This is a genomic window from Leucobacter sp. USHLN154, from assembly GCF_037145595.1.
Lineage (GTDB): Bacteria > Actinomycetota > Actinomycetes > Actinomycetales > Microbacteriaceae > Leucobacter > Leucobacter alluvii.
Genome location: NZ_JBBCXF010000001.1, coordinates 497,334 through 523,397, shown reverse-complemented (window position 1 = coordinate 523,397; position 26,064 = coordinate 497,334). Strand labels below are relative to the sequence as shown.

Annotated in this window: 27 protein-coding genes, 1 tRNA gene, 1 other RNA gene and 1 pseudogene; 14 read left to right on the top strand and 16 right to left on the bottom strand. The window is 67.1% G+C overall.

Annotation, left to right across the window (positions count from 1 at the left end):
• Nucleotides 1–79: 79 nt before the first annotated feature.
• The 5 genes from ilvC to WFH23_RS02475 all read right to left on the bottom strand — a co-directional run bounded on the left by ilvC (nt 80) and on the right by WFH23_RS02475 (nt 5,599).
• Nucleotides 80–1,096 (bottom strand): ketol-acid reductoisomerase, encoded by a 1,017-nt coding sequence (ilvC, locus tag WFH23_RS02495; protein ID WP_234037261.1) that lies wholly within the window; start codon nt 1,094–1,096, stop codon nt 80–82.
• A gap of 68 nt (nt 1,097–1,164) precedes the next feature.
• Nucleotides 1,165–1,674 carry an acetolactate synthase small subunit gene (ilvN, locus tag WFH23_RS02490; RefSeq protein WP_090147814.1) on the bottom strand — a complete coding sequence of 170 codons (510 nt, stop codon included), beginning with the start codon at nt 1,672–1,674 and terminating at the stop codon, nt 1,165–1,167.
• Between the two features lie 2 nt (nt 1,675–1,676).
• The gene (locus WFH23_RS02485; RefSeq protein ID WP_090147812.1) at nt 1,677–3,473 is read right to left on the bottom strand and encodes an acetolactate synthase large subunit; all 1,797 of its coding nucleotides are present in this window, start codon (nt 3,471–3,473) and stop codon (nt 1,677–1,679) included.
• Between the two features lie 78 nt (nt 3,474–3,551).
• Entirely contained in the window at nt 3,552–5,246 is a 1,695-nt protein-coding gene (gene ilvD / locus WFH23_RS02480; protein WP_090147809.1) for a dihydroxy-acid dehydratase, read from the bottom strand.
• A gap of 113 nt (nt 5,247–5,359) precedes the next feature.
• Nucleotides 5,360–5,599, bottom strand: coding sequence for a hypothetical protein (locus tag WFH23_RS02475; RefSeq protein WP_090147806.1), 240 nt, complete (start codon nt 5,597–5,599; stop codon nt 5,360–5,362).
• A 138-nt stretch (nt 5,600–5,737) separates the two neighbouring features.
• On the opposite strand from WFH23_RS02475, the gene WFH23_RS02470 reads away from it, so the two are divergent.
• The 4 genes from WFH23_RS02470 to WFH23_RS02455 all read left to right on the top strand — a co-directional run bounded on the left by WFH23_RS02470 (nt 5,738) and on the right by WFH23_RS02455 (nt 7,446).
• On the top strand, nt 5,738–5,947 hold the full coding sequence (locus WFH23_RS02470; protein WP_090147803.1) for a hypothetical protein: 210 nt from the start codon (nt 5,738–5,740) through the stop codon (nt 5,945–5,947).
• 123 nt (nt 5,948–6,070) lie between these two features.
• A tRNA-Lys gene (locus tag WFH23_RS02465) sits at nt 6,071–6,143 on the top strand.
• Nucleotides 6,144–6,220: 77 nt separating this feature from the next.
• Entirely contained in the window at nt 6,221–7,030 is an 810-nt protein-coding gene (locus tag WFH23_RS02460; RefSeq protein ID WP_336661473.1) for an inositol monophosphatase family protein, read from the top strand.
• A complete protein-coding gene (locus tag WFH23_RS02455) occupies nt 7,027–7,446 on the top strand; it encodes a DUF3054 domain-containing protein (protein WP_336661472.1) in 420 nt (139 codons plus the stop codon). The genes WFH23_RS02460 and WFH23_RS02455 overlap by 4 nt, the downstream gene beginning before the upstream one ends.
• Nucleotides 7,447–7,503: 57 nt before the next feature.
• Here WFH23_RS02455 and gap read toward each other — a convergent pair whose 3' ends face one another.
• The 3 genes from gap to WFH23_RS02440 all read right to left on the bottom strand — a co-directional run bounded on the left by gap (nt 7,504) and on the right by WFH23_RS02440 (nt 10,165).
• Nucleotides 7,504–8,502, bottom strand: a complete 999-nt coding sequence (gene gap / locus WFH23_RS02450; RefSeq protein ID WP_336661471.1) for a type I glyceraldehyde-3-phosphate dehydrogenase — start codon at nt 8,500–8,502, stop codon at nt 7,504–7,506.
• 148 nt (nt 8,503–8,650) lie between these two features.
• Nucleotides 8,651–9,592: a DJ-1/PfpI family protein gene (locus WFH23_RS02445; protein ID WP_090147795.1), complete on the bottom strand. Its 942-nt coding sequence runs from the start codon at nt 9,590–9,592 to the stop codon at nt 8,651–8,653.
• An 84-nt stretch (nt 9,593–9,676) separates the two neighbouring features.
• A complete protein-coding gene (locus WFH23_RS02440; RefSeq protein WP_336661470.1) occupies nt 9,677–10,165 on the bottom strand; it encodes a YbjN domain-containing protein in 489 nt (162 codons plus the stop codon).
• 178 nt (nt 10,166–10,343) lie between these two features.
• Here WFH23_RS02440 and WFH23_RS02435 point away from each other — a divergent pair, with 178 nt between their 5' ends.
• The 4 genes from WFH23_RS02435 to WFH23_RS02420 all read left to right on the top strand — a co-directional run bounded on the left by WFH23_RS02435 (nt 10,344) and on the right by WFH23_RS02420 (nt 14,184).
• Nucleotides 10,344–10,748: a transcriptional repressor gene (locus WFH23_RS02435; protein ID WP_090147790.1), complete on the top strand. Its 405-nt coding sequence runs from the start codon at nt 10,344–10,346 to the stop codon at nt 10,746–10,748.
• A gap of 182 nt (nt 10,749–10,930) precedes the next feature.
• Nucleotides 10,931–11,935 (top strand): permease, encoded by a 1,005-nt coding sequence (locus tag WFH23_RS02430; protein ID WP_200329521.1) that lies wholly within the window; start codon nt 10,931–10,933, stop codon nt 11,933–11,935.
• Nucleotides 11,925–12,716 carry a TIGR03943 family putative permease subunit gene (locus WFH23_RS02425; RefSeq protein ID WP_336661469.1) on the top strand — a complete coding sequence of 264 codons (792 nt, stop codon included), beginning with the start codon at nt 11,925–11,927 and terminating at the stop codon, nt 12,714–12,716. Before WFH23_RS02430 ends, WFH23_RS02425 begins: the two co-directional genes overlap by 11 nt.
• Nucleotides 12,706–14,184 (top strand): hypothetical protein, encoded by a 1,479-nt coding sequence (locus WFH23_RS02420; protein ID WP_336661468.1) that lies wholly within the window; start codon nt 12,706–12,708, stop codon nt 14,182–14,184. The genes WFH23_RS02425 and WFH23_RS02420 overlap by 11 nt, the downstream gene beginning before the upstream one ends.
• A gap of 27 nt (nt 14,185–14,211) precedes the next feature.
• Here WFH23_RS02420 and rpmJ read toward each other — a convergent pair.
• Nucleotides 14,212–14,334: pseudogene (rpmJ, locus tag WFH23_RS02415) on the bottom strand (50S ribosomal protein L36).
• An 80-nt stretch (nt 14,335–14,414) separates the two neighbouring features.
• Here rpmJ and WFH23_RS02410 point away from each other — a divergent pair.
• Nucleotides 14,415–15,428: a GTP-binding protein gene (locus WFH23_RS02410; RefSeq protein WP_336661467.1), complete on the top strand. Its 1,014-nt coding sequence runs from the start codon at nt 14,415–14,417 to the stop codon at nt 15,426–15,428.
• 2 nt (nt 15,429–15,430) lie between these two features.
• On the opposite strand, the gene WFH23_RS02405 is transcribed toward WFH23_RS02410, so the two are convergent.
• The 4 genes from WFH23_RS02405 to WFH23_RS02390 all read right to left on the bottom strand — a co-directional run bounded on the left by WFH23_RS02405 (nt 15,431) and on the right by WFH23_RS02390 (nt 18,857).
• A complete protein-coding gene (locus tag WFH23_RS02405) occupies nt 15,431–16,057 on the bottom strand; it encodes a copper resistance CopC family protein (protein ID WP_336661466.1) in 627 nt (208 codons plus the stop codon).
• Nucleotides 16,054–16,797, bottom strand: a complete 744-nt coding sequence (locus WFH23_RS02400) for a YcnI family copper-binding membrane protein (protein ID WP_336661465.1) — start codon at nt 16,795–16,797, stop codon at nt 16,054–16,056. The genes WFH23_RS02405 and WFH23_RS02400 overlap by 4 nt, the downstream gene beginning before the upstream one ends.
• Nucleotides 16,798–16,863: 66 nt before the next feature.
• A complete protein-coding gene (locus tag WFH23_RS02395; protein WP_090147771.1) occupies nt 16,864–17,469 on the bottom strand; it encodes a hypothetical protein in 606 nt (201 codons plus the stop codon).
• Nucleotides 17,470–17,489: 20 nt separating this feature from the next.
• Complete coding sequence (locus WFH23_RS02390; protein ID WP_336661464.1) at nt 17,490–18,857, bottom strand: PucR family transcriptional regulator; 1,368 nt, start codon at nt 18,855–18,857, stop codon at nt 17,490–17,492.
• Between the two features lie 125 nt (nt 18,858–18,982).
• Here WFH23_RS02390 and WFH23_RS02385 point away from each other — a divergent pair, with 125 nt between their 5' ends.
• The 5 genes from WFH23_RS02385 to WFH23_RS02365 are packed head-to-tail and all read left to right on the top strand — an operon-like array spanning nt 18,983 to nt 23,807.
• A complete protein-coding gene (locus WFH23_RS02385; protein WP_336661463.1) occupies nt 18,983–20,476 on the top strand; it encodes an APC family permease in 1,494 nt (497 codons plus the stop codon).
• Nucleotides 20,476–21,165 (top strand): SDR family NAD(P)-dependent oxidoreductase, encoded by a 690-nt coding sequence (locus WFH23_RS02380; protein ID WP_336661462.1) that lies wholly within the window; start codon nt 20,476–20,478, stop codon nt 21,163–21,165. The genes WFH23_RS02385 and WFH23_RS02380 overlap by 1 nt, the downstream gene beginning before the upstream one ends.
• Nucleotides 21,165–21,944, top strand: coding sequence for an SDR family NAD(P)-dependent oxidoreductase (locus tag WFH23_RS02375; protein ID WP_336661461.1), 780 nt, complete (start codon nt 21,165–21,167; stop codon nt 21,942–21,944). Before WFH23_RS02380 ends, WFH23_RS02375 begins: the two co-directional genes overlap by 1 nt.
• Before the next feature lie 28 nt (nt 21,945–21,972).
• Nucleotides 21,973–22,938 (top strand): agmatinase, encoded by a 966-nt coding sequence (gene speB, locus WFH23_RS02370; protein ID WP_336661460.1) that lies wholly within the window; start codon nt 21,973–21,975, stop codon nt 22,936–22,938.
• Nucleotides 22,935–23,807, top strand: coding sequence for a polysaccharide deacetylase family protein (locus WFH23_RS02365; protein WP_336661459.1), 873 nt, complete (start codon nt 22,935–22,937; stop codon nt 23,805–23,807). The genes speB and WFH23_RS02365 overlap by 4 nt, the downstream gene beginning before the upstream one ends.
• 15 nt (nt 23,808–23,822) lie before the next feature.
• On the opposite strand, the gene WFH23_RS02360 is transcribed toward WFH23_RS02365, so the two are convergent.
• From WFH23_RS02360 to ssrA, 3 genes are all read right to left on the bottom strand, one after another.
• Nucleotides 23,823–25,319 (bottom strand): amino acid permease, encoded by a 1,497-nt coding sequence (locus WFH23_RS02360; RefSeq protein ID WP_336661458.1) that lies wholly within the window; start codon nt 25,317–25,319, stop codon nt 23,823–23,825.
• A gap of 46 nt (nt 25,320–25,365) precedes the next feature.
• A complete protein-coding gene (locus WFH23_RS02355) occupies nt 25,366–25,560 on the bottom strand; it encodes a hypothetical protein (RefSeq protein WP_200329538.1) in 195 nt (64 codons plus the stop codon).
• Between the two features lie 13 nt (nt 25,561–25,573).
• Nucleotides 25,574–25,946, bottom strand: a transfer-messenger RNA (tmRNA) gene (ssrA, locus tag WFH23_RS02350).
• Nucleotides 25,947–26,064: the final 118 nt, after the last annotated feature.

The following is a 26,064-nucleotide window of genomic DNA, read 5'->3' as shown; positions in this document are numbered from 1 at the left end:
TTCGGCGCCGGCACGGCCGCCGAAACAGCAGAACGCCCACCGGGAGCGGATCCCGGTGGGCGTTCAGAACTGCGTCGGATCAGCGAGCCGCTGAGCCGTCGACGTAGTCCGAATCCTGCTGCTGCCATGCGAACAGCTTGCGCAGCTCGCCACCGGTCTTCTCGATCGGGTGCGATTCCTCCTTCTTGCGCAGCTCCTGGAACTCGGGGCCGCCCTTGTCCTGGTCCTCGATGAAGCGCTTCGCGAAGGCACCCGACTGGATGTCGGCGAGCACCTCCTGCATGTGCTCCTTGACCTCCGGGCCGATGACGCGCGGGCCCGAGACGTAGTCGCCGAACTCTGCCGTGTCGGAGATCGACCAGCGCTGCTTGGCGATGCCGCCCTCCCACATGAGGTCGACGATGAGCTTCAACTCGTGGAGCACCTCGAAGTACGCGATCTCGGGCTGGTACCCGGCCTCGGTCAGCACCTCGAAGCCGTACTGCACGAGGTGGCTCGTGCCGCCGCAGAGCACCGACTGCTCGCCGAAGAGATCGGTCTCGGTCTCTTCGGTGAACGTCGTCTTGATGACGCCGGCGCGGGTGCCGCCGATCGCTTTCGCGTACGACTTCGCGGTGTCCCACGCGGTGCCCGACGCGTCGACCTCGACGGCGATGATGTCGGGGATACCGCGTCCCGCCTCGAATTCGCGGCGCACCGTGTGGCCGGGAGCCTTCGGAGCGACGAGGATCACGTCGACGCCGGCGGGGGCCTCGATGTAACCGAAGCGGATGTTGAAGCCGTGGGCGAAGGCGAGCGTCTTGCCCTCGGTGAGCTGATCCTTGATGGATTCGTTGAAGATGGTGCGCTGGTGCTGATCGGGAGCGAGAATCATGATGACATCAGCCCACGCCGCTGCGTCGGCCACGGTCTTGACCGTGAACCCCGCCTCTTCAGCCTTCTGAATCGACTTCGAGCCCTCCTTGAGGGCGATGACGACCTCGACACCCGAGTCGCGAAGGTTCATCGCGTGGGCGTGGCCCTGCGAGCCGTAGCCGACGACGGCTACCTTCTTGCCCTGGATGATCGACAGATCGGCGTCGGCGTCGTAGTACATCTCTGCCACTTGGGACTCTCCTTAGTTGTGATGGTTCGTTACAGCTCGTGCGGAAATCGGGTGTTCCGCTAGTTCTTGAAGACGCGCTCGGTGATCGATTTCGATCCGCGACCCATTGCGATCAGTCCCGACTGCGCGATCTCCTTGATGCCGTAGGGCTCGAGCACCTTCAGGAAGGCGTCGATCTTTCCCCGGTCTCCGGTCACCTCGATCGTGAGGGCGTCGGGCACGACGTCCACGACTCGCGCCCGGAAGAGCGTGACTGCTTCGAGTACGTGGGATCGCGACTGGTTGTCGGCGCGCACTTTGATGAGCACGTGCTCGCGCTGCACCGAGGTGGCGCTCTCCAGTTCGACGATCTTGATGACGTTGACCAGCTTGTTGAGCTGCTTCGTCACCTGTTCGAGCAGCACCTCGTCCTGGTCGACGACCACGGTGATGCGCGACAGGCCCTGCATCTCGGTCGGTCCGACCGCGAGGGATTCGATGTTGAAGCTGCGACGGGCGAACAGCCCGGCGACTCGGGTCAGCAGACCCGGCTTGTCCTCGACGAGGAGGCTCAGCACGTGACGGCTCATGGTTACTCCACCTCCCACTCGGGACTGTGTTCGAGGGCGTATTGGATGTCGCTGTTCGAGGTGCCTTGACGCACCATCGGCCACACCATCGCATCCGCACTGACGACGAAATCGATGAGTACGGGGCGGTCATTCGTCGCGAGGGCGAGCTGGATCGCCTCGTCGATCTGGTCCTCGCGCTCAACGCGGATCGCCAGGCAGCCGTAGGCCTCGCCGAGCTTGACGAAGTCGGGCACGCGCTGGGAGCCGTGACCCGTGTTCAGTTCCGTGTTCGAGTACCGGCCGTCGTAGATCAGCGTCTGCCACTGACGCACCATGCCCAGCGAGGAGTTGTTGATGACGGCGACCTTGATCGGAATGTTGTTGACGACGCAGGTCGCGAGCTCCTGGTTGGTCATCTGGAAGCAGCCGTCGCCGTCGATCGCCCATACGATGCGGTCGGGCTCCGCCACCTTGGCACCCATGGCGGCCGGAACTGCGTACCCCATCGTGCCGGCGCCGCCGGAGTTGAGCCATGCGCCGGGTCGTTCGTACTTGATGAACTGCGCGGCCCACATCTGGTGCTGGCCGACGCCCGCGGCGTAGACCGCCTCGGGTCCGGTGAGCTCTCCGATACGCTCGATCACCAGCTGCGGCGACAGCAGCCCGTCGCTCGTCGGGTGGTGCCCCAACGGGAACTTCTGCTGCAGCCCGCGGAGACGCTCCCACCACGGGCTGATGTTCTCGCACTCGCGGCTCACCTGGGCGGTCGACATCGCGGCGATGAGATCCGCGATCACGTCGGCGGCATCACCGACGATCGGCACATCCGCCGCGCGGATCTTGCCGATCTCCGCGGGATCGATATCCGCGTGGATCACCTTCGCGTCTGGCGCGAAGAGCGCCGCCTTGCCGGTGACCCGGTCATCGAAGCGCGCGCCGAGCGTGATGAGCAGATCGGCTTCCTGCAGTGCGAGCACGGCCGGGACCGTGCCGTGCATGCCGGGCATGCCGAGGTGCTGCGTGTGCGAGTCGGGGAAGGCTCCGCGAGCGGTCAGCGTCGTGACCACCGGAGCGCCCACGAGCTCGACGAGTTGCAGCAGCTCCTCTGAGGCTCCTGCGCGCACGACTCCGCCGCCGACGTAGAACACCGGTCGCTTCGCGTCTGCGATGAGGTCGGCGGCGGCCTGAATCTGCTTGCTGTTGGCCTTGGTGATCGGGCGGTACCCGGGGAGGTCCGCGCGCTCGCCCCAGACGAAGTCGAGCTCGCCCTCCTGCGCGTCCTTCGTGATGTCGACGAGCACCGGGCCGGGGCGACCAGTGGATGCCAGGTAATAGGCGGCCGCAATCGCCTCGGGTACGTCTTCGGCGCGCTTCACGAGGAACGAGTGCTTCGTGATCGGCATCGTGATCCCCACGATGTCGGCCTCCTGGAACGCGTCGGTTCCCATGAGGTGCGAGTAGACCTGCCCGGTGATCGCGAGGAGCGGCACCGAGTCCATGTAGGCATCGGCGATCGCCGTGACGAGGTTCGTCGCACCGGGGCCCGAGGTGGCGATGCAGACGCCGACGGTGTTGCTCGCCGTGGCGTAGCCCTCGGCAGCGTGGCCGCCGCCCTGCTCGTGCCGCACCAGGATGTGGCGAAGCTTCTCCGCGTCCATCAGGGCGTCGTACAGCGGAAGCACCGCGCCACCCGGAAGGCCGAAGACGTCGGAGACGCCGAGCGCTTCCAGGCTGCGGACGACGGCCTGCGCACCGGTCATCCGTTCGCCGCGTTGAGCCGCATGGGGTGATGGGAGTGCACTCGATTCCGAGTTCATGTCCAGCTTTCGTGATCGGAGGTGATATCGCGGGACGCGGCCGGTATGGCCGACGGCGTGCCGAACTCGTCTACCGGATCAACCGGTGACGGCGCCGTGGGACGCCGACTTGACGAGCTTCGCGTACTTCGCCAGCACACCGCGCGTATATCGCGGGGGAAGCGGGGCCCAGTTTTCTCGTCGGGCCTCAAGCTCTGAGGGATCTACCAGCAGATCGAGCGTTCGTGCGGCGATATCGACCCGAATCAGGTCTCCGTCGCGGACCAGAGCGACCGGACCGCCGTCCGTTGCTTCTGGTGCAATATGGCCGATGCACAGGCCGGTTGTGCCGCCTGAGAATCGTCCGTCCGTCAATAGTAGTACATCTTTGCCGAGGCCCGCGCCCTTGATGGCGGCGGTGATCGCGAGCATCTCGCGCATGCCCGGCCCGCCCTTCGGGCCCTCGTATCGGATGACGACGATGTCGCCCTTGCCGATACGCCCCTCGGTGAGGGCATCCATCGCGGCGCGCTCGCGATCGAAGACCCGCGCCGGCCCCTCGAAGAGCTCGGCGTCGAAACCGGCCGTCTTGACGACGGCGCCTTCCGGGGCCAAGGTGCCGTGGAGGATCGACAGGCCGCCCGTCGCGTGGATCGGATCGTCGAGGTGATGAATCACGGTGCCGTCGACCGGGTCCGGATTCAATTCGGCGAGGTTCTCCGCCATCGTCTTTCCGGTGACGGTGAGCGCGTCACCGTGCAGCAGCCCAGCGTCGAGCAGCGCCTTCAGCACGACGGGCACGCCGCCCTGACGGTCGATGTCCGCCATGACGAACTTGCCGAACGGCTTCATGTCGGCGAGGTGCGGAACCTTCGAGCCGATGCGGTCGAAGTCCTCGAGCGTCAGGTCGACTTCGGCTTCGCGCGCGATCGCGAGGAGGTGGAGCACCGCGTTCGTCGATCCCCCGTACGCCATGAGCAGCGTGATGGCGTTCTCGAACGCGTGCTTCGTCAGAATGTCTCGCGCGGTGATCCCCAAGCGCAGCATGTTGACGACCGCCTCACCCGACCGGTGGGCGAAGTAGTCCCGTCGTCGATCCGCGCTGGGCGGAGCCGCAGAGCCGGGAAGGCTCATGCCGAGCGCCTCCGCGATCGACGCCATCGTGTTGGCCGTGTACATACCGCCGCACGCGCCCTCGCCCGGAGCGATGGCGCACTCGATGCGCTTCAGATCCTCTTCGCTCATCGTGCCGGCCTTGCAAGCGCCGACCGCTTCGAAGGCGTCGATGATCGTGACTTCCTTCTCCGTGCCGTCGGTGAGCTTCACCCAACCGGGAGCGATCGATCCGGCGTAGAGGAACACCGAGGCCAGGTCGAGACGGGCCGCCGCCATCAGCATGCCGGGCAGCGACTTATCGCACCCCGCGAGCAGCACGGATCCGTCGAGCCGCTCCGCCATCATCACGGTCTCGACCGAGTCGGCGATGACCTCGCGTGAGACGAGCGAGAAATGCATGCCTTCATGGCCCATCGAGATCCCGTCCGAGACCGAGATCGTGCCGAACTGCAGCGGGTACCCACCACCCGAGTGGACGCCCTCTTTGGCGCCCTGAGCGAGGCGATCGAGGCTCAGATTGCAGGGGGTGATCTCGTTCCACGAGCTCGCAATGCCGATCTGGGGCTTGTCCCAGTCCGCATCACCCATGCCCACCGCACGGAGCATTCCCCGGGCCGCGGCCTTCTCGATTCCATCGGTGACGTCGCGGCTCCGCGGCTTCATGTCAATCTCTGCCATAACGCCATTCTAAGGGCTGACGCATGCGCGAACCGGCGCGTTGGCGGGCGGGCTCCGCGGGAACGCGAAAGCGGGGCCGGAGGAGCGCCCTCCGACCCCGCCCACGGAGCGCGTTACTTGCCGCTGATGGGCAGCAGCGAGAACGGGAGCGCGAAGCCCAGGCTGGCCGCGGCGAGGCCGCCCGCGAACGTCCACAGCTCGGCCGCGCCGAGTTCCGGGTTCACGCCGTAGCTCATGATGACGAACCCGCCCAGCACCAGCACGATCGAGATGACGAATACGATCGCCGTCACAGCGCTCACGGCTCCCTGCGAGCTCTCCTCGAACAGCGCGCCCGTCTCCTGCTTCGCCATACCGGCTTCTCCTTCATCGATCAGTGGTGACCCCGCACGCGCGAAGCCTGTCTCAGCCAGGCTACCGCAACCCCCTCCGCTCCGCGCACCCTCCCACTAGGCTGAAACCGTCATCATCACCGACCGCAGGGAGGCACCGTGTCTATCGGCAAGTACGTCACCAATCCCGGAGTGATCGGCGCCGCGTTCGGCGCCATGAGCACCGCACGCCGCACCGGCTCCATGCGCAAGGACTGGCGCCGCTATCTCGTGTGGGGCGCCTGGCTCGCGGGCCTCGCGCTCGCCATCGCCACCGTTTCCATGCAGGAGCAGGATGCGGAGGAGCAGGCCGGCCGCAAGCGTCGCTGAGCCGAACCGGCGCGATCGGGCCGCGACGCGCGCGGGATCCCGCCGTCGATTTGAACGGCCTCTCTCGATCGTGCTAGAGTTTCATCCGTTGCTCAGCGAGGCAAGACCTCGGAACAGCGATATGCGCCTTTAGCTCAGTTGGTAGAGCAGCTGACTCTTAATCAGCGGGTCCACGGTTCGAGCCCGTGAGGGCGCACAGATGGAAAGCCCGGTATCTCATACCGGGCTTTTCGCGTATCTGCACGGTGGTTCCCGCTCATGGAAGGTGTGTCAATGACCCGAGCGCTCCCCTCTCCCGACCTCGCGTTCGCCCTCGATCTGGCGGACATCGCGGACGGGATATCGCTCCCCCGCTTCCGTGCCGCTGACCTCGCGGTCGACACGAAGCCCGATCGCACATTCGTGACGGATGCGGACACGGCGGTCGAGCGCGCGCTGCGCGCCCGTATCTCCGCCGAACGTCCGGGTGACGGATTTCTCGGCGAGGAATCCGGGCGGGAGGATCGGGGCGAGCGGCGATGGATCATCGACCCCATCGACGGCACATCCAACTTCCTCCGCGGCGTGCCCAACTGGGCCACCCTCATCGCACTCGAGATCGACGGTTCGCCCTCCGTCGGCGTGGTCTCGGCGCCCGCATTCGGCGCTCGATGGTGGGCGGAGACCGGGCACGGAGCCTGGGGCCGGCAGCAGGGTGCCGATCCCCGTCGACTGCAGGTGTCAGCCGTCGCAGAGCTCGAGCACGCGTCCCTCAGCTTTCAGAGCATCGAGCAGTGGGATCTCGCCGGGTACCTGGATCCACTCATCGCGCTCAGTCGAGCGGTCTGGCGGGACCGGGCCTACGGCGATATGTGGTCGTACATGCTGCTGGCCGAAGGCCTCGTCGACATCGTCGCCGAGTTCGACGTGAAGCCCTATGATCTTGCTGCGCTCGTGCCCATCGTGCGCGAGGCCGGTGGGCGATTCACCGACATCGAGGGCGCTGAGAGCGCCTGGAACGGCAGCTCGCTCGCCACGAACGGTCGCCTGCACGGCGCGGTGCTGGATCTCCTCGAGCGCTCGCGAACGGAGTCGCAGTCATGAGCTCGTCGGCCCGAGAGCCAGCCGAGCGCTCCGCTTCGAAGCCACTCCGCTCAGCCGCCCTGGCGCTCGGAATCGATCTCGCGCTCGTTCTGCTCTTCGCCGGAATCGGCCGGAGCAGTCACGAGCGGGCGGCGACCGTGCTCGGACTCCTCGATACGGCGTGGCCCTTCATCATCGGTCTCGGCGTCTCGTGGCTCGCCGCACGAGTCGCTCGGCACCCGATGGCGATCATCAGGGCCGGCCTTCCGATCTGGGTCGGCTCCGTCGTCATCGGCATGCTGGTGCGAGCGGCCACCGGTGCGGGCACCGCCGTCCCGTTCGTCATCGTCGCCACCATCACTCTCGGCGTCTTCCTCATCGGCTGGCGCGCGATCGCAGCGCTCGTGATGCGCCTCCGCACTCGCACAGCGGTGTGAGCACGGCACTGGCCCCTCTCGAATGAACGGGAGGGGCCAGTGCGAGTGCTCTTCGACTCAGTCGGCGAGCGTCGCGAGCACCTGAGCGGCGCGGTTCGAGAATCCCCACTCGTTGTCGTACCAGGCGGTCACCTTGACGTGCTTCCCGTCGGCGTACGTGAGCTCGGAATCGAAGATGGAGCTGTGCGGGTTCCCGACGATGTCGGAGGAGACCAGCGGCTCTTCCGAGTATTCGAGCACCCCGGCCAGCGGTCCGTCGGCCGCGGCGCGGTATGCGGCGAGAACTTCATCCCGCGTCACCTCCCGAGACACCACCGCGGTGAGCTCGACGATCGAGCCGACCGGAACCGGTACGCGGAGCGACCCTCCGACGAGCTTGCCGTCGAGCTGGGGCAGCACCTGGCCGATCGCGGTCGCGGCCCCGGTCGAGGTCGGCACAATGTTCAGGGCGGCGGCGCGGGCGCGGCGCAGATCGGAGTGCGGCGCATCCTGCAGACGCTGGTCGGCGGTGTAGGCGTGCACGGTCATCATCGTGCCCCACTCGATGCCGGCGAGCTCGTCGAGCACCTTCGCGAGCGGTGCGAGCGCGTTCGTGGTGCACGATGCGTTCGAGACGATGTGGTGCTGCTCGGGATCGTAGAGGTCGTCGTTGACGCCGACGACGAGTGTCAGGTCGGCGCCCTTCGCGGGAGCGCTCACGAGCACGCGCTTCGCTCCGGCCTCGATGTGCTTCCTCGCATCGGCCGCCTTCGTAAAGAAACCGGTCGATTCGAGCACGACGTCGACCTGCAGCTCGGACCACGGCAGTTTCGCGGGGTCGCGCTCGCCCAGAATCTCGATGCGGCGGTCGCCGACCACGAGCGTCGTGCCGTCGACCGACACCGGCTGCTCGAGCTTGCCGTAGAGCGAATCGCGGGAGAGCAGATGCGCCAGGGTCGGCGCGTCTGTGAGGTCGTTGATGGCGACGACCTCGAGGTCGTTCTGCTGCTGCAGCAGAGCGCGCAGGACGCCCCGGCCGATTCGTCCGAATCCGTTGATGGCTACCCGACGGGTCATGGGTTCTTCGATCTCCTTCGCAATGATGTGCATGGTGGTCTGATTCCAGACTGGTACGTGAGCGGCGCTCACGCCAGTGGCCGCATTGCCATCATTCGAACGAATCCTGCCAGGATCTCGCAGCCGCGGAACACGGGTGCGAGCCGCATCATCCCGACTGCGAGAACGTGCGCCGATACGCGGTCGGAGCCGTGCCGAGCACCTGTCGGAAGTGCCGGCGCAGGTTCGTCGCGGAGCCCAGTCCGACGGCGGCCGAGATCGCGTCGACGCCGAGTTCCGTCTCCTCGAGGAGCTCCCGCGCGCGATCCACCCGGGCGCGCATCACCCACTGCATCGGCGTATAGCCGGTCTCATCGAGGAACCGTCGGGAGAAGGTGCGCTCCGACACGCGTGCGTGCTGGGAGAGACGGGCGATCGTCAACGGCTCGTCGAGGTGGCGGAGCGCCCACTCCCGCGTCTGCGTGAACCGCTCGCCGATCGACTCCGGCACGCTGTGCGGGAGATACTGCGCCTGACCACCGCTGCGGTAGGGAGCGGCGACGAGTCGCCGAGCCGCATGATTCGCGACCGCCATGCCGGATTCGCGGCGCAGCAGGTGGAGACAGAGATCGATTCCAGAAGCGGCCCCCGCTGAGGTCAGCACCGAGCCCTCGTCGACGAACAGCACCCGGTCATCGACGCGCACCTTCGGGAACTGCTCGGCGAGGCGCCGCGCGTAGTGCCAGTGCGTCGTCGCCCGCCGACCGTCGAGCAACCCCGTGGCGGCGAGCGCGAACGCTCCGGTGGAGATCGCTGCGAGAATGGCGCCGCGATCATGTGCGGCGCCGAGCGCCGTGATGAGCGCCGCCGGCGGCGGCTCACGGTCGGGAAACCGGTATCCCGGCACGAAGATCAGATCGGCAGTCGCAAGCGACTCCAAGCCGTGCTCGACGTGATAGGAGAGACCGTCTCCCCCGGTGATCAACCCCGGCCTGACGCCGCATACATCAACCGTGAACGGCATGCTGGCACGGTGCGTGAAGACCTGCGCGGGGATTCCGACGTCCATCGGCTTGGCGCCCTCGAGCACGACGACCGCGACCCGCTTCATGGGTGCCAGCCTACCGGGAGGCTCGCATCGCGCCGCCCTCACTCCGAGACGGCGCACGGCCGGCAGCAATAGCCTCTGGCACGGTCAGTGCTGGGCCAGGTGACGCGCCCACGCTTCCGGAAACGCGTCGTTGAGGGTCGAGAAGAACGCCATGCTCGTACCGACTGCGCAACGGAGGTGCTGTGCGAGTTGCTCGTCGGTGACGCCGGGATCGTAATCGACCGTGTGCTCGGCGTTCAGCCGGAGCGACCCGTCGTCGTCGCGCCCGACGAACGTCTTCGGCCAGAGCCTGTCGGCATTCCACAGGTTGCAGAGCTCGAGCGCCCGGGAGTACTCCGACGCTCCGAGGCGTCCGCGCCAGTAGCCTCGCACGCAGAGCAGTGCGTCGGCTTCATCGTCGACGAGGAAGAAGAAGGACCCGCACTCCCAGCCCCCGCGGATGTCGCCCTCGTCGTCGACGGTGTACCGCCACCCGATGGATTCGAGGACTGCTGCGACCCGCTCCTTCGTCAGCCGTGCCAGCACCGCGTCGTCACCTGCGACTGCAGCGGTCCCCTCACCGGAGTACTCCATCTCGAGCGCTCCTTTCCGGTCGTTCGTCCAGATTATCCGGCGCGAGCGGCTCCCGAAAGCGCAACGCCGAGCACGCGATCCTGTTTCTACTCCGACGCACGCGTTCGCTCGCGGGAGAACCCCGGTCAGGGCGCCGCTGCTACCATCGGGAGCGTCCATCGAACTCTGGAGCCGCATCGTGACCACCATCCGCACTCGGCGTACCGCGCAGGGCACCGCGGTGCGTACGGCGCTCGAATCCATGGCCGGGTTCATCTCGGCGCAGGAGCTGCACCGGCGGCTCGCCGACGGGGGCTCGAAGATCGGCATCGCGACCGTGTACCGGCAGCTCAACACCCTGGTCGAGAATCAGGAGGCCGACGCGATCTCGACCCCCGATGGGCAGTTGTATCGGGCCTGCGAGGATCCGCAGACGCACCATCACCACATGGTCTGCACGAGCTGCGGCACGACGATCGAGATCGAGCCGCCTGACGAAGCATGGTTCACCTCCGTGGCCCGCACCCACGATTTCGAGATCCACTCCCACACGCTCGAGGTGTTCGGCATCTGCGCTGCATGCCGCGCCGCGTCCTCGCAGTGAGACCGGATCGGGTCGGTGTCCGACGCTGACCCCGCAGGGGATGGAGCTGCCCCGACACGCGAGCAACGGTCAGGACCGCGCAGAGCCCCGCTTCTATACTGAGAACGATTATCGGCCCGGCGCTTCGAGATTCCCCCCTCGTCCCCTGCGGCCGCATCGGCTCGGATCGGATCGGAGACAGCATGGAGGCGGTGAGGCACCGCTCGCGCGCCTTCGCACTCGCCGGTCTCGCAGCACTCACACTGCTCGCAGCCGTCGCACTGCGCGCAACCACGCATCACGCGGGCGAGGCCCTCGCCCTGCCCACCGCCCTCGCCGATTTCGTCGCGCTGTCGCTCAGCGTCTTCATCGAGTCCCTCCCGTTCGTCTTCCTCGGAATTCTGCTCTCCACCGTCGTGCAGGTGTGGGTGCCCCAATCGGTCATCGACCGGGTGCTCCCGCGGCGCCCGGCCCTGAGACGCGCGGTGCTCTCGGTCACCGGGGTGCTCCTCCCGGTCTGCGAATGCGGCAATGTTCCCCTCGCACGCGGGCTCATGATGCGCGGCTTCACGGTGTCGGAGGCGGCGACCTTCTTGCTCGCTGCTCCGATCCTGAACCCGGTCACCATCATCACGACCTACCACGCCTTCGGGTGGAGCGACGGCATTCTGGCGGCACGCGTGATCGGCGGGTTCGCGATCGCGAACCTCGCCGGGTGGCTGCTCAGCCGCTCGGCGAGTCAAGCAGCGCTGCTCACCGACGATTTTCGCACGCACTGCGAGCACGCGCACGAACGCCGACCCGGCGACCGGGTGCAGCGCAGCCTCGTCGGCGTCGCTGAGGAGACGAGTGCCCTGATGCCCGCGCTCATCATCGGATCGGCGCTGGCGGGAGCGATCCAGGTCGGCGCCCCTCGCGATCTGCTGGTCGCGCTCGGGGCCCACCCGCTCTGGTCGGTACTCGCCCTGGTGCTGCTCGCATTCATCATCTCGATCTGCTCGAGTGTCGATGCGTTCTTCATCCTGTCGCTCAGCGCCACGTTCCTCCCCGGCAGTATCGTCGCCTTCCTCCTCTTCGGAGCGATGATGGATGTGAAGATGCTCGCGCTGCTGCGCACCACGTTCACCGTCCGCGCGCTCGCACTGCTCACGAGCCTCGTGGCACTCTGCTGCCTGGTCATCGGTTGGGGTCTGAACCTTGTCGCGTGAGCAGTTCGATCGGTACTGGCGGGGTCTCGTGCTCAGCGGCCTGGGAATCGCGGCGATCATGTGGCTCGCATCAACCGGACGCCTGGGCTGGTACGTGCATCCACGGTACTTCTGGTTCACCGTCACCATCTGCGGGATCGCGGCGATCGCACTGTGCGCAGCCGTGCCCGTGCTGCATCGCGCCTCTCGTGCGGCGCGCGCGGAAGATCACGACCACGAGCACGACCACGGACCCGATGCGCCCCCAGCCCGAGCGCGTCGCTCTCCCGTGCAGCGTGCGCTCCCGTCGATCGGTGCCGCACTGCTCATCGCGTCGACCGCAGCGGCGCTGCTCATCGCACCCCCGACGACGCTCTCCGTCGCAGCTGCCCAGCAACGCCAGGTCAACTCCGGGAGCGGCCCGGCCGACGGCTCCCCGGTCACCGGAGAGGACGCGGATCGCGACGCGCGAGACTGGGCGATGCTGCTGCGCCAAGGCGGTGGAGCAGAGGCCCAGGGACGCACGGCGAACTTCATCGGATTCGTGCTTCCCGGCATCGACGAGCCGGGCGACGTGTTCTTCGCAGCGCGCTTCGTGGTGTCGTGCTGCGCCGTCGACGCGCAGCCGCTCGGCGTACCCGTGCTCATGCCCGGCTGGGAGCGGGATCACCGCGAGGGAACCTGGGTGCAGGTCGAGGGCGTCTTCGTCGCGAACCCGGATGTGGCGAGCGACCAACCCGTCGTCCTGCGCCCGTTCAGCGTGACGCCGATCGATGAACCGGAAGATCCGTATGTCTACTGAGCGCCGGGCGAACCGGCGCATGCGGATATCGAGGATCACCGTCTTCGCGATCCTCGGCCTGCTCGCCGCCGGTCTCGCCGGAGCGAATCTGGTGCAGCCTCCGCGCCTCAAAGCACTCGATGCGAACACGGCGCTGCTCGTCTCCCGAACGGACCAGCGCGTGCAACTGCATCTGAGCCAGCCGATCGACGCCGTCGCCCCAGATGCGGTCTCCGTCACCCCGGCGACCCCTGTCGACGTCACCTCGGATGGCAGTTCGCTCACGATCCGATTTCTCGAGATGCTCGACACGGGAACGGAGTACCGCATCGAAGCCCGGGTACGGGGCGCGGCGACCGGCAGCGACGGCGTGATCACGGCACCGGTGCGCACCCCTGATCCTGCGACGTACACGGTGAACCGATCGGATGCAGGCGATCGGCTGCTCGAGCACCGCCTGCAGAACCCGGGCGCGACGCGCGCCGTCTTCACCGCGCCGCGGATCCAGGAATATGCACGCACCGCAGCAGGGCTCGCCGTGGTCTCCCGCGACGAGACCGGGCGGGCCGCTCTCTCGATCCATTCGGAGACCGGCGGTGGTGCCGAGACGGGGAGCTTCACGGACCCCGATCCGTTCCGCATCATGTCTGCGGGGCATCTCGGTCAGCTCCGCAGCGAATCGAACAGCGGAGTGATCGGAGTCGTCGCCTCGGGCGTCGGCGACGACAGCACCGAATACGACCGCACCCTGCTCGTGATCGACCCGGCCACCGTCATCGTCTCGACCGTGACCGACGTCGAGGGAGCAGCGATACCCGTACGCGACTGGCGGTTCATCCCCGGCACGACGTCGCTCGTGTTCCAGAGCCCGGATGGACGACTGTTCGGCTGGGAAGCGGTACCCGAACCCCGCGTCTTCGATCTCGGGCTCGCGGCAGATCTGCTCGACTTCATCCCCGGCACCACGACGCTCGCCGTCGCACGCGACTCCGGCGCGGCACTCGTCGACCTCTCGGGAGCGGTGACGGGCACGCTCGATGCGCCCCTCTCGCCCACCCCTATCGAGCCCCCGGAGGAATCCGCGGGCTCGGACCCCTCCGCTGTGCTCGCCGTCAGCTCCGACTCGACGCTCGCTCGACTCGCCCCGTCGGGGGCCGAGACTCACGCGACCTCGGAGAATGTCGACCACCGCTCGGCGGGCTCTCCGCTCGGCGACGGCTCGCTCGCCGTCGGCGGCAGCGTGGAGGTGCAGGAGGACGGGAAGGCGCGCACGATCTTCACCCCCGCTGCCCAGTCGACCCGGATCGGGCGTGTATGCCTCTCCCCCAACGCAGAGTTCGCGGCGATAGAGACCGTCTCGGCTGGCGGCACCGCGGACGGCACGCCGGTGTCGCTCGGCTTCACCCAGACGACCACGAACTACGTGCGCACCGACTCCGGCGAAACGGTGCGCTCCGCGATCGGCGGCCTCAGCGATTGGTGCGATTGAACCGCGGAGGCGTCGCCGCCCAGGCAGTCAGCCCTGGCGCCTCTTGGAGCGCGGATTGAGTGTGTTGATGACGTACACGCGGCCGCGTCGACGTACGACCTAAGCTCCGGGTTGCCGCTGCAGTGACTTGAGTGATGCTCGAACCTTCATCGGATGCTCCTCAGATGTTAATGATAAGGATTATCACTATAGTTGGTCGTGGGCGCTCGGCGCCGTCACGAGAGGAACCCATGGAGACCATCGAAATCACGGCCGTCGTCGGCGCGTGCTCACCGGAGCGCCGCGCCTTCGCGCAACGACGCGCGACGCAGATCGGCGCACCCCTGCTCACCGCGGCGCGGCTCTCCGCGAGCGCGGATCCCGTGCTCGAGGCCGTCACCGTCGCACCGTGGTTCGGGTCGTCGGGAGCCGTGGTGATCGAACTGCCGGCCGACGTGCGCGCGACCGACGTGATCCGCGCATTCTCCGAGGACTCCGAACGAATCCGTCTGACACATCTCATCTGCGTCGTCGACGCAGCCCACCTCCTCACCGACGTGATGCGCGACGACTACCTGCCGCAACGGGGCGACGCGCTCTTCGTCGCGCGGGCGGAACTGCTCATCACTCAGATGGAGCACGCGTCGCAGATCGTGCTCGTGAACTGGGAGTCGCAGGCGACAGCGCAGCTGGCCGCCCTCATGGCACTCGTCCACCACCTCGCCCCCCGGGCTCGCCTGCGACTGCAGCAAGACGGTTCCGACCCGATCGCCCCGCCCACCGCGCTCTCACGATCGCAGGATCGGACCGGCTGGATCGCGGTGCTGAACGATGAACTCGACCCGTACATGACGGACACGCGGGTCACGGCATTCCGGTACACGCACGAACGGCCGCTGCACGCCGGCCGCCTGCAGGCGCTGCTCGACCATCGCATCGAGCCCGGCGAATTCGGCTTCGTCGTGCGCTCAGCCGGGTTCTGCCGCCTGGCCAGTCGACCCCGAACCATCGCGAGCTGGGATCACGTCGGCCGAGTGATCTCGTTCGAACCGATCGGAGCCGGCGGGATCAGTCCTGCCGCCGAACTCCTCGCGATCGGCCAAGACCTGGCGTTCATCGGACTCGACCTCGACATCGCTGGGATCACCGCGGCGCTCGACGCGGTAGCCCTGACGGATGTCGAATTCTCGGCGGGGCCGGAAGCCTGGCTTCGACTTCCGGACCCCTTTCCCGAGTGGGCCACCGCCGAGGAGTCACCGGGGTAGCGTCAGGGTTCCGACCGCGGTCGTCGCAGAATGATGAAGGCCGCAGCGGCTACGGCGATCACGGCGAAACCGCCGACTCCGACTCCGATCCAGAGTCCGCTCACCGGGCTGCGGGTCTCGTCTGACCGGGACTCCTCCGCGGCATCCCCGGCGCCCGCTCCATCGGGGCCGGGCTCGACACCGGGGCTCGCGGCAACGGCTCCGCCGCAGAGCGGGGTCTCCGATCCCGCCCCCTCAGCGACACCGCCCCCGGGCGCATACGTGAACGAGTAGTTCTCGGCGATCGGGTGGCCGTCGGACGACACCACCCGCCACTGCACCTCGTACTCGCCCGGGGCGCCGAGCTCGACCGGCGCCGATACGACGGGACCGGCGAGCGTGGGGCAACCGGTCTCGTAATAGCGCCCATCCGGGCCGATGACCCGCACCAGGTTGCTGTTCTCGAGTCCGAGCGGCGCATTGTTGAACTGCAGCGCGATCTCCTCGAGCGCATCGACCGATGCCCCGTCGACCGGGTCGGCGCTCACCAGCTGATCATGCGCGTTCGCCGCAGTCGAGACCAGCGGGAGGGCGGCGAGCGCCAGCAGGGCGCCCGCCGTTCCTGCCAGAGCCTTGCGCGTGAGGGTCACGCCGATGCCTTCCGCGTCCGTGAGAGCGCGACCGCCCCGAGCAGCACGCCACCGGCGGCGATCACGAGCGCAGCGATGCTCAGTCCGAGGGTGACCCCGCCCGCGTCAGCTGAGGCTTCCGGGGCTTCCGCGGCGGCACCGGCGGCAGCGTCCTGGTCGCCCGAGCCGGCATGATGATCGTCGGCCGGAGGTGCGTCGTTGACCCAGAGCACGGGCGCTGGGTCGAGGGTATCGTCTCCCTCGATCTGCTCCGGAGTCGCGGCCCATTCAACCACTGTGCCATCGCTGTACGTCTGGGTGACGGGGATCGCGATGCTCCCCGTGTCGGCTACGGGGCCGACCGAGAGCGTGAACATCTGCACCTGCCCGGGCGCGATCCCTCCGCCTTCCGCCGTGTACACGACCTCGGTCGGCGCCTCGCTCACCTCGTTTCCGAGCACATCGACGGGCTCTGGCAGCGTCTCTTCCGTGACCTCGGCCGTCCATCCTGCGACGGGCTGATACGAGACGTGCGTGAACGGCGTGTCCTTTGGCAGGTGGAATTCGAGCTTCGTGGTGCTCGCCGTATCCGATTCGGTCGGAGCCCGGAAGGTGAGGTACGACCATCCTCCCGCTTCGACCTGATCGGGGGTGACCGTGACGTGGGCGGAGGCCGCGAGGGGCGCCGCGATCGCGAGAAGCGCTCCCGCGCCGATGCCGACGGCCGCGCGCGTGAATTTCTGGGTACGGGTGTGCTGCATGAGATGATCTCCGTTTGACTGCGTGCGGGCGTGACGACGTCGCGCCCGCGATGAAGGTGGGTGGGGTCAGGCCGCGCGCGGCGGACCCCTCCGTCGCATCTCAGTCAGGCTGGTCAGGCGCGGGGCGATGAAGCGCCACGCCGCCAGCACGGGCCGAGGATCGCCCTCGGGTCTCGGGGACCAGTCGAACAGCGCAGCGACGCGCTGCAGCCTCGCAAGGCCGAGAATCGCGACGAGCGCGCGTTCGCCGACGCCGATCGCCAGCACGGTCAGCACTGCGGCGCACGCGTGGGCGATCCACATCGCGTGGCCTCCGTGCTCGAGGTGCACTGCGGCTTCCGCACCGCCGAACGGCAGGACCTGGGCAGACTGGGCGAGCTCGTGCTGATGCCCACCAGCTCCGAGTGCGAAGGATCCCCCGCCGAGCCCGAGGCTCAACAGACCGTGGAAGGCGAACTGGCTCGCTCCGACTGCGAGCGCGAGCCGCGTCCACGAGAGCCTGCGGCCGGCGAGCGCGATGCAGACGGGCGCCGAGAAGACCAGGGCGAGCAGCAACCCGAGCACCGGAACGGAGCCGCCATCAGCCACCGCGTGCGAGAAGACCGCGATGAACGACGCAATCGCCGCGACGACGAGCCCCCGGCTCGTCCGTTCGGCTCGCGATGACGTCACACTCTGATCCTACCTCGGCGTCACCGCAGCGGAGGAACGAGGCGGGCGCCCACTGCGAGACGGCGGTCAAAGGCCCAGAGCGCGATGCGCAGGTCCGTGAGTCCGCTCAGCGTCATCGGATCTCGCCCGGAGACCTCTCGAATGCGCCCCAGCCGGTGACGCACGGTATTGACGTGCACGAAGAGCGCATCGGCGGTCCGCTGGACGTGCTGGTCCGCTGCGACGTAGGCCCGCAGGGTCGACAGCAGATCGCCTCGAGAGGAACCATCGGCGTCGATGATCGGCGCAAGCAGGCGCTCGACGAATCGCCGTGATACATCGGTCGGCAGTTGTTCGAGGAGAGCCTCGAGCGAAACCAGATCGCGCGGCCCCGCCACTCCTCCGCGGCTTCTCGCCAGCGTGAACGCAGACCATGCCTCCGAGATCGCCGAACGCAACTGCGGCAAGCCGACGCTCGAACTGTATCCGCACACGAGCCCGAGACTCTGCGTCTCCGACTCCGGCATCGGAGCGGTGATCATGGTGACCGTGCGCGCAGTCGTACCAATCACCGCCTGGGGCCAGCGCTTCGTCACAGCGTCAGCACTCCCCTCCGGCCAAGCCGACACCTGCAACGGCCCGGCGCCGAGGCCGCGTGCGTCGAGTTCCGGCACGAGCGCTCCCGCATGCGCCAAACCCTGTTCCACGAATTCGATGAGCTGGCCCACGCGCACCCGTTGTTCGACGGCTGCGCGCTCGACTTGCACGCGCGCGATCTCGATGATGCTCGCGAACTGTTCGGCGAACTCGTCGCTCGGCCCCGGTTTCGCGAGCGGCGCCCGCACCGAAGCGACGCCGCGCGGCTCCTCGGAGGCGCCGCCGGAGAGCGCGAGCGATGCCTCCACTCGAAGCTGATCTTCCGTCGCCCCAGAACGCGCGCGGTGCAGCAGGTCGCTGAGCACAGCGGTCTCCACACGACGCGCTTCGGTCTCCGCTTCGCTCCGCCGACGCAGGATTGCGTCGTTGACCGCGAGAAAGGGGGTGCCGTGGGGGATCACCAGGAGCGGCAGCCCCCATATTCGGCACGCAGCGATGAGCTCCGCCGGCGGATCGAGGTGCACCTCCCCCACCCCGATCCCCACGCACGCCACCGATGCATCCGCGAGCGCCGCGACGAACGCCTCCGATGCGCGCGGGTTGATGAGCGCGCTGCCCAGCGTGCAGACGAATTCACGCGGACGCAGGTGCGGTCGTGGATCGACCTGCTCCGTCGCGTGGGCCCACGTGACGTGCGCGTTCGCATCGGAGTCCGCGATCACGACGGGCACCAGGCCCAGCGTCGCGTCCGCGAGCAAGTCCCCGATGGTCACGCGCGGCCCTGCACCGAGCGCACCGATATCGTTCACCATGCTCGAATTGTAGCTTCCTCCAACGGCCGTGGCGCCGGAGTGGAGCTTGCTCCCTGAAATTGGCTGTTTGATTGGAGAAGCGTCAATACTGGAACGAATCTATCCGTCGGCCGAAGGAGTCCACGTTGACCGTCCCATCGACGCAGCCGGAGCGCGCGGCTACTACATTGAAACGCGAATTCAGCTTTGGTGCCGCGTTCGCCTTCGCCTTCGCGTTCATCTCGCCGATCGTCGCTCTCTACGGCATCTTCGGTCTCGCGATCAGCGCCGCCGGGCCGTCCTTCTGGTGGGGATTTCTCGTCGTCTTCGCCGGACAGTTCTTCGTCGCCCTGGTGTTCGCGATGCTGGTCTCCCGGTGGCCGCTCGAAGGTTCGATCTACCAGTGGACGAATCGCATGCTCGGAGCCGGCTTCGGCTGGTTCGCCGGCTGGTTCTACATCTGGACGCTGACGATCGCGATGGCAACGGTCGCGCTCGGCGCCGCTGGGTTCATCGCGAATATCATCGGCATGCACGGCGCGAGCGGAACGCAGATCGCCCTCATCGCCTTCATCGTCCTCATTCTGGGAACACTCATCAATTTGGCGGGACGCGCGGTCTTGCAGGCGTTCATGCTGGCGAGCATCGTCGCTGAGATCGTGGGATCGATCGGACTGGGCGTCTGGTTGCTCGTCGCCCATCGGGAGCACGACTTCTCGGTCCTGTTCGACGGCGGTCGCAGCGTGGGCGCCGAGGAGGGGTTCTTCTCGCTCGGCGGGCCCTTCTTACTCGCCGTCGTATTCATCGGCTTCTCCTTCGTCGGGTTCGAAAGCGCCGGGTCGATCGCCGAAGAGGTGCACGAGCCGCGGAAGAATCTGCCCCGCGCCGTGCTGTTCTCGCTTGCCTTCATCGCATTCGTCGTGATGTTCTCAAGCCTCGCGGTGATCCTCGCGACGCCGGAGAATGCAGCAGATCTCCCCGGGTACGACTCCGACCCGGTGTACGCGGTCCTCACGGCACAGCTCGGATCCGCCATTGCGCTCCCCCTCCAGGCACTGTTCGCGATCGGCTTCGTCGCCAGCTTCCTCGCGCTGCAGACCTCTGCGTCGCGGCTCATCTGGGCGAAGGCGCGCGATCGGGCCCTCCCCTTCTCCGTGTCGTTGTCGCGTCTCAGCAGAAAGCAGCGGCAGCCGGTCGGCCCGATTCTCATCACCACCGTCATCGGAACGGCACTGTTCCTGTTGAGCAACGTCGCGGAGAATCTCTACACGCTCATGGTGAATTACACGTCCGGCGGCTTCTACCTGAGCTTCCTCTTTCCAGTGGCCGCCTTCGCGGTGACGGTGCTGCGGCGTCGCTGGAAGGCCGGCGCCTTCACGATCGGCGCCTGGACGCCCATCGTGGCCGTCGTCGCACTCACCTGGGTGACCCTCGAGCTCATCAATATCGCATGGCCCAGGGAGATCACTGGCAACGCCTGGCTCGATTGGTCTGTCGTCGTCGGCACCGGCGTGCTGACCGTGGCCGGAGCCGCTATCTATGCTCGCGTGCGCAGCCGCATCGAAACCGTGCCGACTGAGACCATCGACCTCGACGATGCGGCGGAGACCACCACCGCGAGCGATCGGGAGCAGCGCTGATGCGGGCGGTGATCGTCACCGGTTCCGGCGGAGGCATGGGGCGTGCGATCGTCGCCCGCCTGCAGCACCGCGGCTTGCGCGTGGCTGGATTCGACCGGGCCCCCACCCCCGAGGCCGATCACTCCGAAATCGTCGACCTCACGGATGCCGGGAGCACCGCTGAGGCCGTATCTCGAGCGAGTGCCGCCCTCGGGCCCATCGACGGATTCGTCAGCGCGGCAGGTCACTACGCCAGCATCCCGTTCACCGACGTCACAGATGCAGAAGTCGCCGGGATGCTCGACGTTCACCTCGGGGCTTTCTTCCGCGTAGCGCAGGCGCTCCTCCCGGGAATGGTGGATCGCGAGCACGGCTCGATCGTCGCAGTGGCGAGCGAACTCGCCGTGGGCGGTGGTGAGCGAGACAGCCACTACGCGGCCGCGAAAGGGGCAGTGCTCGGCGCGGTCAGGAGTCTCGCGGCCGAGGTCGCGCACGCTGGTGTGCGCGTCAACGCCGTCGCGCCGGGGCCGACCGACACACCGATGCTCCCCTCGGATTCCCCGTGGCGGGACCCCGAGTATCTTCGCGAGCTGCCCACTCGGGCGCTCGCCTCCCCCGATGACGTCGCTCGATGCGTTGAGTTCCTCATCTGCTCTGGCACGTTCGTCACCGGAGAAACACTGCACCCGAACTCCGGGGCGGTGATCTGATGTCGAAGCCGCACATACATCCCACAGGGCGACGAATCGCACTCGTCACCGGCGCTGCTGGCGGTCTGGGAACGGCTCAGGTCGAGGCGCTCTCGGAGGCGGGCATGCTGGTCGTAGCTCACGCGCGCACCGCGAGCCGTCGTCTCGATGCACTCGTCGAGCGCACTGGAGCAATCGCGGCCGTACGCGACCTCGACGATCCGGAGGCCACGCGCTCACTCGTGCGCGAGACCGTCGCTTCCACAGGCCGTCTTGACGTGTTGGTCGCCAATCACGCGACGATGTCGATGTCGGCACTGGCCGACGCCGACGCCGCCGAGTGGTGGCGGGTCGTGCGCACGAACCTCCTCGGAACGTTCGCGCTCACGCAAGAGGCCGCGCGGGCGATGCGTGCGCACGGAGACGGCGGCAGGATCGTCATCATCTCCAGCGAATGGGGCGTTACGGGATGGCCGAACGCCTCAGCGTACGCTGCGTCGAAGGCCGGACTCGTCAGTCTCGTGAAGTGCCTCGGGCGAGAGCTCGCTCCTGAGGGGATCCTCGTCAACGCGATCGCACCCGGCGTCATCGACACCCCGCAGTTACAGGTCGATGCCGACGACGCCAGCGTCGACCTGCAGACGATGCGCAAGCGCTACGCCGAAGGCATCCCGCTCGGTCGAGTTGGTCGCGCGACCGAGATCGCAGAGGCCGTGCAGTTTCTCGCCGACCCGGCACTCGCCGCCATGGCCGGTCAGACCATGCAGATCAACGGCGGCGCGACCCGCGGCCGCGTGTGACCAGACCATCCCGATTCAAGGAGAACCCGTGAACGACCGCCCGATCATCCCCCCGACCGACGGACAGGTATCACCGCGCTACGCCGGTCTGACCTCCTTCGCACGTCTGCCCCGCCTGGAAGACGTCACGCAGCACGACCTCGCGATCGTGGGTGTGCCCTTCGATTCTGGCGTCACGTTCCGACCCGGTGCGCGATTCGGGCCGGGCGCGATTCGAGAGGCTTCGCGATTGCTGCGCCCATACAACCCCGCACTCGATGCCGCTCCCTTCGCCGCCGGTCAGGTGGTCGACGCAGGCGACATCGACTGCAACCCCTTCGACATCAGTACCGCGCTCACCCAGATCGAAGCTGGAATCTCCGATCTGGCCAGGGGCGGCCGCCCTGTCATGGTGCTCGGGGGCGATCACACGATCGCGCTTGCTTCACTCCGCGCATTGCACAAGGTGCACGGCCCGCTCGCGCTCGTGCACTTCGATGCGCATCTCGACACCTGGGGGCCGTACTTCGACACCCCGGTCACGCACGGCACGCCGTTCCGCGTCGCCATCGAAGAGGGGCTGCTGCTCAAATCCCATTCGGCGCACGTGGGCATTCGAGGTTCGCTCTACAGCGCCGATGATCTGCATGACGATGAGGAATTGGGCTTCACCATCGTGCACGCGCGAGAATTCCATACGACCCCATTCCTCGACATCATCGAGAGAATCCGCACTCGGGTCGGAGACGCTCCCCTGTACATCTCGATCGACATCGATGTGCTCGATCCCGCGCATGCACCCGGCACCGGGACGCCCGAGGCCGGCGGGCTTACCAGTCGCGAGCTCCTGGAGCTCGTTCGCGGTCTGGCCGGGAGCCGTCTCGTTGGCGCCGATGTCGTGGAGGTTGCCCCCGCGTATGATCATGCGAGCATCACCGCCGTCGCCGCAGCGCACTGCGCATATGATTTGGTGACGATCATGGCGCAGCAACTGCACGGAGAGCGAGAGAGATGAACGGAGAGACCCACGAGGCCCCATTCTCGGACTGGCCGGCGTCTGCGACGTGCGCGGCCGCCTTCACCTTCGACGTAGACGGCGAATCTGCGGTGCTCGCTGCGGATCCGCAAGCACAGCGGAGTCTGAGCGTCATGACGCATCAGGCCTACGGTCCCGCCGTCGGCGTGAGGCGACTGCTCGATGTGCTCGAGCGCACCCGTACGCGCAGCACCTTTTTCATTCCGGGCTACACGGCAGATCTCCATCCGGGCGTTGTACGCGATATCGCGGCGGCGGGGCACGACATCGCCCACCACGGGTATCATCATGTGCGCCCCGCCGGACTCTCGCTGGATGAGCAGGCCGAGCAACTCGATCGGGGCATCGACGCGCTCCAGCGCCTCACCGGCGAGCGCCCACAGGGCTACCGAGCCCCGATGTGGGACCTCTCCTGGGACATGCCGTCCTTGCTCGAGGAACGGGACTTCGCATATGATTCGAGCCTCATGGACGACGACGGCCCGTATCTGCTCAGCACCGGATCGGGCGCACCCCTTGCCGAGATTCCGATCCACTGGACTCTCGATGATTGGGAGCAGTACTGCTTTCTCCCCGGCGTGAGCGAACTCGGACCGATCCAGACACCCGCGCACGCCATCGAGTTGTGGACCGCCGAGCTCGAGGGTATGCGCCGCTTCGGCGGCTGCTGGGTACTGACGAACCATCCGTTTCTCAGCGGGCGGCCCGGCCGCGCCGCGGCTCTCGAAGCCCTCATCGCGTCCGTCAGCGAAATGCCGGACGTGTGGGTGGGCGCTCTCGACGAGATCGCCGGCTTGGTGCACGCTGCGCGTCCGACCCCGCGAAGTCCCATCAGCATCGTCCCCTGAGGCGGGCGCGGGGTATCACGGACGCCCGGCCCGCCACTCCACTGCCGACCGCCGCTCCTGAGCCGCCTTCGCGATGTGATCCGCACGCAGCCGCGCATGCTCCGGGTTCTTGCGCAACAGGAGATATCCGATCCCCACGACGATGAACCACACCGGCGTGGCGATGAGCCCGATCAGCGTCTCGGGATCCTGCGTGAACGCCCACAGCAGGAAGACGAAGAACGCCATCACCACGTACGGCATCGATCGGCCGAGGGGCATCCTGAACGCGCTCGCCGCGTGCTCGTGCGGACGACGACGGCGATAGACCAGATAACTGATGAGGATCATCGTCCACACGAACATGAAGCAGAGCGACGAAATGGTCGTGACCACTGAGAACCCGGCCGATTTGTCGAGCCCGGTGAGCAGCAGCACCAACGAGCTCAGCAGCAGCACGCCGGTCAAGAACAGCGCGTTGCGCGGCACCTTCGCGCGCGTCAGCTTGGCGAACACCCGCGGCGCATCGCCGCTCGTCGCAAGGGTGTACACCATGCGCGAGGTCGAGTAGATGCCCGAGTTCGCCGACGAGGCCGCCGACGTGAGCACGACGAGGTTCACGAGATGCGCCGCCGCACCGATGCCTGCCAGCGAGAAGAGCATGACGAAGGGTGATTCGTCTTTGCTGAACGCGACCCAGGGCACGACCGAGATGAGCACGACGAGCGATCCGACGTAGAAGAGCAAGATGCGGATCGGAATCGCCTTGACCGCCTTGGGCAGGTTCTGCTCCGGATTGCGCGTCTCGGCCGCGGCGGTGCCGACGAGCTCGACGCCGACGAAAGCGAAGACCGCGATCTGGAACCCCATGATGAACCCCATGAACCCGCCGCCGAAGAAGCCGCCGCCGATGGTGAAGAGGTTCATGAGCGACGCAGTCCCCTCGATCGTCTCGCCCGTGTGGGTGTCCGTGTACTGGTTCGTGAAGCCCGTCGCGATGAGCACGATGCCGGCGATGATGAGCGCGACGATCGCCACGATCTTGACCATCGCGAACCAGAACTCCGTCTCGCCGAATCCGCGCACCGACGGCAGATTGAGGAGCATCAGCAGCACGATGACGGCGACCGCCGGAATCCAGGTCGGCAATACGGGCAACCAGTACTTCACGTAGACGGAGGCGATGACGATGACATCGGCGACACCCGTCACGACCCAGCAGAACCAATACGTCCAGCCGAGGAAGAAGGCCGCTGCCGGCCCGAGGATGTCTCCGGCGAAATCGGCGAAGTTGCGGTAGTCGGTGCGGCTCAGGAGGAGCTCGCCCATCGCCCGCATCACGAAGTACAGCATGAAGCCGATGATCATGTATACGAGCACGACGGACGGACCGGCCACCGAGATCGTCTTCCCGGACCCCATGAACAGCCCGGTGCCGATCGCTCCGCCGATGGCGATGAGCTGGATGTGCCGGTTGCTGAGGGCCCGCTCGAGCCCGTGTTCGCGAGGGAGCTGCGCCCCAGATTTCAACATGTCCCGCTGCATTCCTTTCCTGCGCCGCCTCGATGCGGCATCGGGCTCAGAGCCCCCGATCCACCGTATCGCGTCTTCCGCGCATGAGCGCGCCGCGCCCGCTGAGCGGGATGCGGCGGGCGCGTGCGCCCGGTGCGACCCGGCGCAGGCGATGCAGTCGTCGACCCGAGCGCGCTCCGAGGATCGGGGCGGACGAGCCACTCGTGCTGCGTCGAGCATCGAACTCGACACCCCAGTGCATGATGCGAACGTATCGGTGGAGCCGCGGGGAATTGAACCCCGGTCCACTTCGACGATTCCGTGCCTTCTACGAGCGTAGTTCGTGAAAACGTTCTACTCGGCCCCGCACTTTGCCACGAACACCTAGTGCGACAGGCCCAGCCTCAGAAAAAGTCCCGATACGCCCTGAGACTCGACGTACCAGCAAGCTTCCTAGATGACGCCAGAAAAACGGGGCGGAAGCTCACCCGATCTGACGGACTCGGTCTCGTGCTTAGGCAGCGAGAGCGAAGTCGGTGCGCTTAACGTTGGCACCTATGGTTTGCGAAGGGCGTTTACGAGATAACTCCGCGTCCTCGGCCCGCTTCTCACAGTCTCAAAATCGACGTGTCGAAACCGATCGGCCCCGTAGGTGCACCGGATTAACCGGTGCGGTCGGGACGTTCGCATCATGCACTGTGGACTTGTCAGTTCCGGCGCGAAGGCCGGTTCCACCGGTGGATCACCGGAACGTCCAGTCTACCAG

Coding starts and splice junctions, on each gene's coding strand:
- ilvC (WP_234037261.1), bottom strand. CDS start 1,096: ATGTACTACGACGCCGACGCCGATCTGTCGATCATCCAGGGCAAGAAG.
- ilvN (WP_090147814.1), bottom strand. CDS start 1,674: ATGAGCCGTCACGTGCTGAGCCTCCTCGTCGAGGACAAGCCGGGTCTG.
- WFH23_RS02485 (WP_090147812.1), bottom strand. CDS start 3,473: ATGAACTCGGAATCGAGTGCACTCCCATCACCCCATGCGGCTCAACGC.
- ilvD (WP_090147809.1), bottom strand. CDS start 5,246: ATGGCAGAGATTGACATGAAGCCGCGGAGCCGCGACGTCACCGATGGA.
- WFH23_RS02475 (WP_090147806.1), bottom strand. CDS start 5,599: ATGGCGAAGCAGGAGACGGGCGCGCTGTTCGAGGAGAGCTCGCAGGGA.
- WFH23_RS02460 (WP_336661473.1), top strand. CDS start 6,221: ATGACCCGAGCGCTCCCCTCTCCCGACCTCGCGTTCGCCCTCGATCTG.
- WFH23_RS02455 (WP_336661472.1), top strand. CDS start 7,027: ATGAGCTCGTCGGCCCGAGAGCCAGCCGAGCGCTCCGCTTCGAAGCCA.
- gap (WP_336661471.1), bottom strand. CDS start 8,502: ATGACCCGTCGGGTAGCCATCAACGGATTCGGACGAATCGGCCGGGGC.
- WFH23_RS02445 (WP_090147795.1), bottom strand. CDS start 9,592: ATGAAGCGGGTCGCGGTCGTCGTGCTCGAGGGCGCCAAGCCGATGGAC.
- WFH23_RS02440 (WP_336661470.1), bottom strand. CDS start 10,165: ATGGAGTACTCCGGTGAGGGGACCGCTGCAGTCGCAGGTGACGACGCG.
- WFH23_RS02430 (WP_200329521.1), top strand. CDS start 10,931: ATGGAGGCGGTGAGGCACCGCTCGCGCGCCTTCGCACTCGCCGGTCTC.
- WFH23_RS02420 (WP_336661468.1), top strand. CDS start 12,706: ATGTCTACTGAGCGCCGGGCGAACCGGCGCATGCGGATATCGAGGATC.
- WFH23_RS02410 (WP_336661467.1), top strand. CDS start 14,415: ATGGAGACCATCGAAATCACGGCCGTCGTCGGCGCGTGCTCACCGGAG.
- WFH23_RS02400 (WP_336661465.1), bottom strand. CDS start 16,797: ATGCAGCACACCCGTACCCAGAAATTCACGCGCGCGGCCGTCGGCATC.
- WFH23_RS02390 (WP_336661464.1), bottom strand. CDS start 18,857: ATGGTGAACGATATCGGTGCGCTCGGTGCAGGGCCGCGCGTGACCATC.
- WFH23_RS02380 (WP_336661462.1), top strand. CDS start 20,476: ATGCGGGCGGTGATCGTCACCGGTTCCGGCGGAGGCATGGGGCGTGCG.
- WFH23_RS02375 (WP_336661461.1), top strand. CDS start 21,165: ATGTCGAAGCCGCACATACATCCCACAGGGCGACGAATCGCACTCGTC.
- WFH23_RS02365 (WP_336661459.1), top strand. CDS start 22,935: ATGAACGGAGAGACCCACGAGGCCCCATTCTCGGACTGGCCGGCGTCT.
- WFH23_RS02360 (WP_336661458.1), bottom strand. CDS start 25,319: ATGTTGAAATCTGGGGCGCAGCTCCCTCGCGAACACGGGCTCGAGCGG.
- WFH23_RS02355 (WP_200329538.1), bottom strand. CDS start 25,560: ATGCACTGGGGTGTCGAGTTCGATGCTCGACGCAGCACGAGTGGCTCG.